Source organism: Mesorhizobium sp. M2A.F.Ca.ET.037.01.1.1 (genome assembly GCF_003998075.1).
In the GTDB taxonomy this organism is placed as follows: domain Bacteria; phylum Pseudomonadota; class Alphaproteobacteria; order Rhizobiales; family Rhizobiaceae; genus Mesorhizobium.
On record NZ_RZSA01000450.1, the window covers coordinates 1 to 5094 of the forward strand.

Consider the following 5094-nt stretch of genomic DNA (forward strand, 5'->3'; position numbering starts at 1 on the left):
CTCGTAGGGTATCTCAGGCTGCGCGCCTTTCTCACCACGCTGGTCACCTTCATCTTCGGGCGGGCGCTGTTCGACATATTGGTCAGCACCTATGCCGCCGATGTGCAGCTTTCCCAGGCCTCGTCCGACGTGCTCGATTTCATCGGCGACGGGACATTCTGGGGCCTGTCGATTTCGGTCTGGCTGGCCGTCATCCTCGCCATCGTCACGCATATCGCGCTGACGCGCTCGCGGCCGGGTTGGCACGTGCTGGCGGTGGGCGGCTCGCGGCGCTCGGCGCACAATGCCGGCATCCGCGTGCGCCGCACCGTCTTCATGACCTATGTCTTTTCCGGCTTCTGCTCATCGATCGGCGGGTTCCTCATCGCCTGCCGTCTGAGCGGGGCGGGCCCGGGCACCGGCCTCAACCTGGAAATCATGGCGCTGACGGCGGCGGTGGTCGGGGGCGTAAGCCTCGGCGGCGGGCGAGGCTCTGTGGTCAAGGGCCTGATGGGCGCCATCATCGTGCTCACCATGACCAACGGCCTGATCCGGCTCGGCTACGGCACCGGCACCAACCAGATGGTGCTCGGCATCCTGCTCGCGGTCGCCGTCACCATCGACATCCGCTGGCTGAAGAACCGACACAAGGTGCTGAACGAGGTCTATGTCGCGCCGGTCTATCTCAAGATGGGCGAGACGCAATCGGCCGCGCCCGGCTCCGGCACGCCCTACGAGCTCGACAACCGGCTGTCGGCAGCGGACCATATCGGGCTCGGCGAGCTGGAGGGACCGGAAGATGTTATCCTCGATCGTGACGACCATCTCTATTGCGGCACACGCCACGGCGAGATCGTTCGCTTCTTCGCGCCGGACTATGTGAAGTCGGAAGTGTTTGCCCATATCGGCGGCTTTCCGCTGGGCCTTGCTTTCGACAAGCAAGGCAATCTGATCAGCTGCGTCGGCGCCATGGGGCTCTATTCGGTCTCGCCGGAGCGCGAGGTGAAGCGCCTTTCGGCCGAAACGTCGCGCTCCTGGACCTCGATCGTCGATGATGCGCGCCTGCGCGACCCGAACGACTGCGACATCGCGCCGGACGGCCGCATCTATTTCACGGATTCCACCAAGCGCTATGACGCGCATGACTGGGCGCTGGACTCGATCGAGAACCGCGCCACCGGACGCCTGCTGGTCTATGATCCGAAGGACGGCTCGACGAAGACGCTGCTCGACGGTTATCGCTACACCAACGGGGTCTGCATGGCGCATGACGGCAAGTCGCTGTTCTTCGCCGAAAGCTGGGCCTGCCGCGTGCATCGCTACTGGCTGGAAGGGCCGAAGGCCGGCACCGCCGAATGCGTCATCCGCGACATGCCAGGCTATCCCGATAACATCAATCGCGCGTCGGACGGCAATTACTGGATGGCCTGGCTCGGCATGCGCACGCCGAGCTTCGACCTGTCGCTACGCCACCCAGATATGCGCAAGCGCATGACGCGGCGCCTGCCGCAGGACGAATGGCTGTTTCCCAACATCAACACCGGCGGCGTGGTGAAGTTCAACGAGAAGGGCGGCATCGTTGAGACGCTCGGCGATCTTTCCGGCAACGCGCATCCGATGGTGACGTCGATGCGCGAGCACAAGGGCTATCTGTTCGTCGGCGGCATCCTCAACAACCGCATTGGCCGCTACAAGATTTCGGGCGCCGACCCGAACTGGACCAGCCCCGCTTCCTATTGGGGAGCAAGACCATGATCCTCGATCCGATCCTGGATGTCTTTCGCGGCAGGGCGGTCACCATTCCGCCACTCGACGGCGCCTTCCGCCCCAACACGCGGCTGGATGACCTGCCTGCCTTCGCCGAATTGAGCGAGCCGGACAATCTGCTGTCGGCGGTCGGCCGGCTGCTCGTCTCCAGCGGCAATGCCGTCCTTGCGATCGCGGCCGGTGCCGAGGCTGTCGTGGTCGAGACATTTCAGTCGCCAGTCACCGCGCTGGCACTGTCGCCAGAGGGGGACCTGACTGCCGGATTGGAAAACGGCAAGCTGCTGATTGCCGGCAAGGAGGTTTCGCTGCCGGCCGAATTAAGGTGCATCACCGCGCTTGCCTATGCCGATGACGGCACGCTGTGGCTGGCCAATGGTTCGGCCCAGCACCTGCCTTCGCAATGGGCGGCCGACCTGATGAAGAAGGGCGCGTCCGGCTCGCTGTGGCGGCGCGGGGCAGGGGGCATCAGTTTCCAGAGGATCGCCGGTGACATCGCCTTTCCTTATGGGCTGCATCCGATCGGCGCCGACGTGCTGGTGAGCGAAAGCTGGCGTCACCAGCTTGTTCGCTTCGACGGATCGAACGGCAACCGCTCGACGGTGCTGACGCATCTGCCCGGCTATCCCGCGCGGCTTTCGCCGGCCGGCGATGGTGGCGCCTGGCTGACGCTGTTTGCGCCACGCAACCGGCTGATCGAATTCGTGCTGCAGGAAACGCATTATCGCCAGGACATGATCGATCAGGTGCCGCCGGCCTACTGGATCGCTCCCGCGCTCGCCTCCAGCCGCAGCTTCCTCGAGCCGCTGCAATGCGGCGGCATCCGCACCATGGGCATCCACAAGCCGTGGTCGCCCAGCCGCTCTTACGGGCTCGTCGTGAAGCTGGACCCGGCCCTGCAGCCGCAATTCAGCCTGCACAGCCGCGCCAATGGCACGCGCCACGGCGTCTGCAGCGTGGCCGAACGGGATGGCCGCCTGTACGTCGCCGCGAAAGGCGGCGATTGTGTGCTGGCGCTCGATACGGGAGGTTTCTGATGGAACCGATCATCCGACTGGAAAACGTCACCAAGACCTATCGCGGCGTGCCGGCGGTGAAGAATGTCAGCTTCGATCTGAGGAAGGGCGAGATCCACGCGCTGCTCGGCGAGAACGGCGCCGGCAAGTCGACGCTGACCAAGATCATCGCCGGCGTCGTCGACGCGACGTCGGGCAAGATGTTCCACAAGGGCGTCGAGACGGCGTATGCCTCGCCACACGCCGCACTGGAAGCCGGCATCGCCATGGTGTTCCAGGAGACCAGCCTGGTGCCGTCGATGACGGTGGCGCAGAACCTCTATCTCGGTACCGAGAAATTCCTCAACCGGCTGCGCGGCACCTATATCTCGGCGCAGCAATTCCTGCAGTCGCTGAATTTTCCGGTCGACCCCAATGCCATGGTGGCGACGCTTGGCGCTGCCAAGCGTCAGATGGTCGAGATCGCGCGCGCCGTCCACCACAATGCCGAGATCATCATATTCGACGAGCCCACGGCGACGCTGACGCCCGAGGAGAAGCGCCATTTCTTCGCGCTGATCCGGAGGCTGAAGGCGCGCGGTGTCTCTATCGTCTTCATCAGCCACGCGCTGGAAGAAGCGCTGATGATCGCCGACCGCATCACCATTTTGCGCGACGGCGAACTGGTGATCACCGACGACACCTCCGCCTTCGACCGCGACAGGATCGTCGCCGCCATGGTCGGGCGCTCGCTGACGGGCCAGATCTACCGCCAGCGCGACGAGACGAAATTGCGCAAGGCCGGCAAGAAGGTGCTCTCGGTGCAGGACATCTCGATGAGCAACATCGTGCGCAACAATTCCTTCTCGATCTTCGAGGGCCAGATCACCGGCGTGTTCGGGCTGATCGGCTCCGGCCGCACCGAGACTTTCAAGATCGTCTCAGGCATCTACAAGCGCGACTTTTTGCGCGGTGGCGCGATTGAATTGGACGACAGACCGGTACGCTACCTCGTGCCGAGCGAGGCGGTGGCCGACGGCATCGTCTATGTCACCGAGGACCGCAAGAGCGAAGGCATCTTCGAGACGATGGGCATTGCGGAGAACCTGTTCGGCGGCCTGCTCGCCGCCGGCCGCGAAAAGGCCTGGGTGATCAACCAGCAGGAGATGCGCCAGCTCTCGGCCGAATGGACCAAGACGCTCAACATCAAGGCGATCAACGACAATGCGCGCGTGGTCGAGCTCTCCGGCGGCAACCAGCAGAAAGTGGTGATCGGCAAGGGGCTGGTGCAGCAGCCGCGCATCGTCATCTTCGACGAGCCGACGCGCGGCGTCGACGTCGGCGCCATCGCAGAGATCCACCAGATCATCAACCGGCTGGCCGACGAAGGTCTCGCCGTCGTCGTCATCTCGTCCTACCTGCCGGAGATCATAAACCTGTCGGACCGCATCCTTGTCTGCCGCCAGGGCCGCATCGTGGAGGAGTTCTCTCCGGCGGAGGCTACGGAGGAGAAGATTATGTATGCGGCGGTGCACTAGGGTGTGCCGATATTCAGGTGAGGCCGGCCTGCAAATGGCGAGCTCCTCCGCTTCCGGTGCTCACGTACGAAAGTACGCTCCGCTCCGGTTCTCGGAGCCCACCATTTTCGACTCGGCCTGACCTGAATCTGGACACACCCCACCGGTGCCGCCTGCCACGCCGAAAGGCGCAAGTGCCAATCAAGTGAATGGACTATCGGAGGCTATTAAGCATCCGGATTCAATCCCAGCATCTAAAACTGAAAGGAAAACGCTCATGGCCACCACAAAGCTTTTTACCGACGCCGAGGTCGAAAAGATCCCGGCGGTGAAGGCCGTGTTCGACGATATCCGGGCGACGCGGAAATCCGATTTCGTCAACAATTTCTGGCGCGGGCTGGCCAATGATCCGGCGGCGCTGAAGCGGGTTTGGAAGCAGCTCAAGGCGGTGATGGTCGCCGACAGTGCCATCGATCCGCTGACAAAGGAAATGATCTATATCGCCGTCTCGACCGCCAATGGCTGTTCCTACTGCATCCATTCGCACACCGCCGCCGCGCGGGCCAAAGGCATGACCGACGTGCAGCATGGCGAGCTGGTGTCGATCATCGGGCTCGCCGGGCAGACTAACCATCTGGTGACGGCCATGCAGATACCGGTCGACCCGCAATTCGAGGTGAAGTGAGACGCCGACTTTCCCTTCTCCCCTTGTGCAGGGCTGTCCGGGGAAAGTTAGACATAGTCGAGGCTCATCTGATCGGGAGAGCAGCGGGGGTACCTTCGACTTGGATTGACGGGCGGCGGTTTGTCGATGGCGGCGATGTGGCGCCGCTCGAACA

Annotated in this window: 4 protein-coding genes; all 4 read left to right on the top strand. The window is 63.4% G+C overall.

Features of this window, described 5'->3' with window-relative positions; translation table 11 throughout:
- On the top strand, positions 1–1734 hold a 1734-nt coding region (locus EOA27_RS21140), incomplete at its 5' end, for an SMP-30/gluconolactonase/LRE family protein (RefSeq protein ID WP_127257070.1).
- Positions 1731–2780, top strand: coding sequence for a hypothetical protein (locus tag EOA27_RS21145; protein ID WP_126081898.1), 1050 nt, complete (start codon positions 1731–1733; stop codon positions 2778–2780). The genes EOA27_RS21140 and EOA27_RS21145, both read left to right, overlap by 4 nt.
- Entirely contained in the window at positions 2780–4276 is a 1497-nt protein-coding gene (locus EOA27_RS21150) for a sugar ABC transporter ATP-binding protein (RefSeq protein ID WP_126081899.1), read from the top strand. The genes EOA27_RS21145 and EOA27_RS21150 overlap by 1 nt, the downstream gene beginning before the upstream one ends.
- Before the next feature lie 256 nt (positions 4277–4532).
- Entirely contained in the window at positions 4533–4940 is a 408-nt protein-coding gene (locus EOA27_RS21155) for a carboxymuconolactone decarboxylase family protein (protein WP_126081900.1), read from the top strand.
- Positions 4941–5094: the final 154 nt, after the last annotated feature.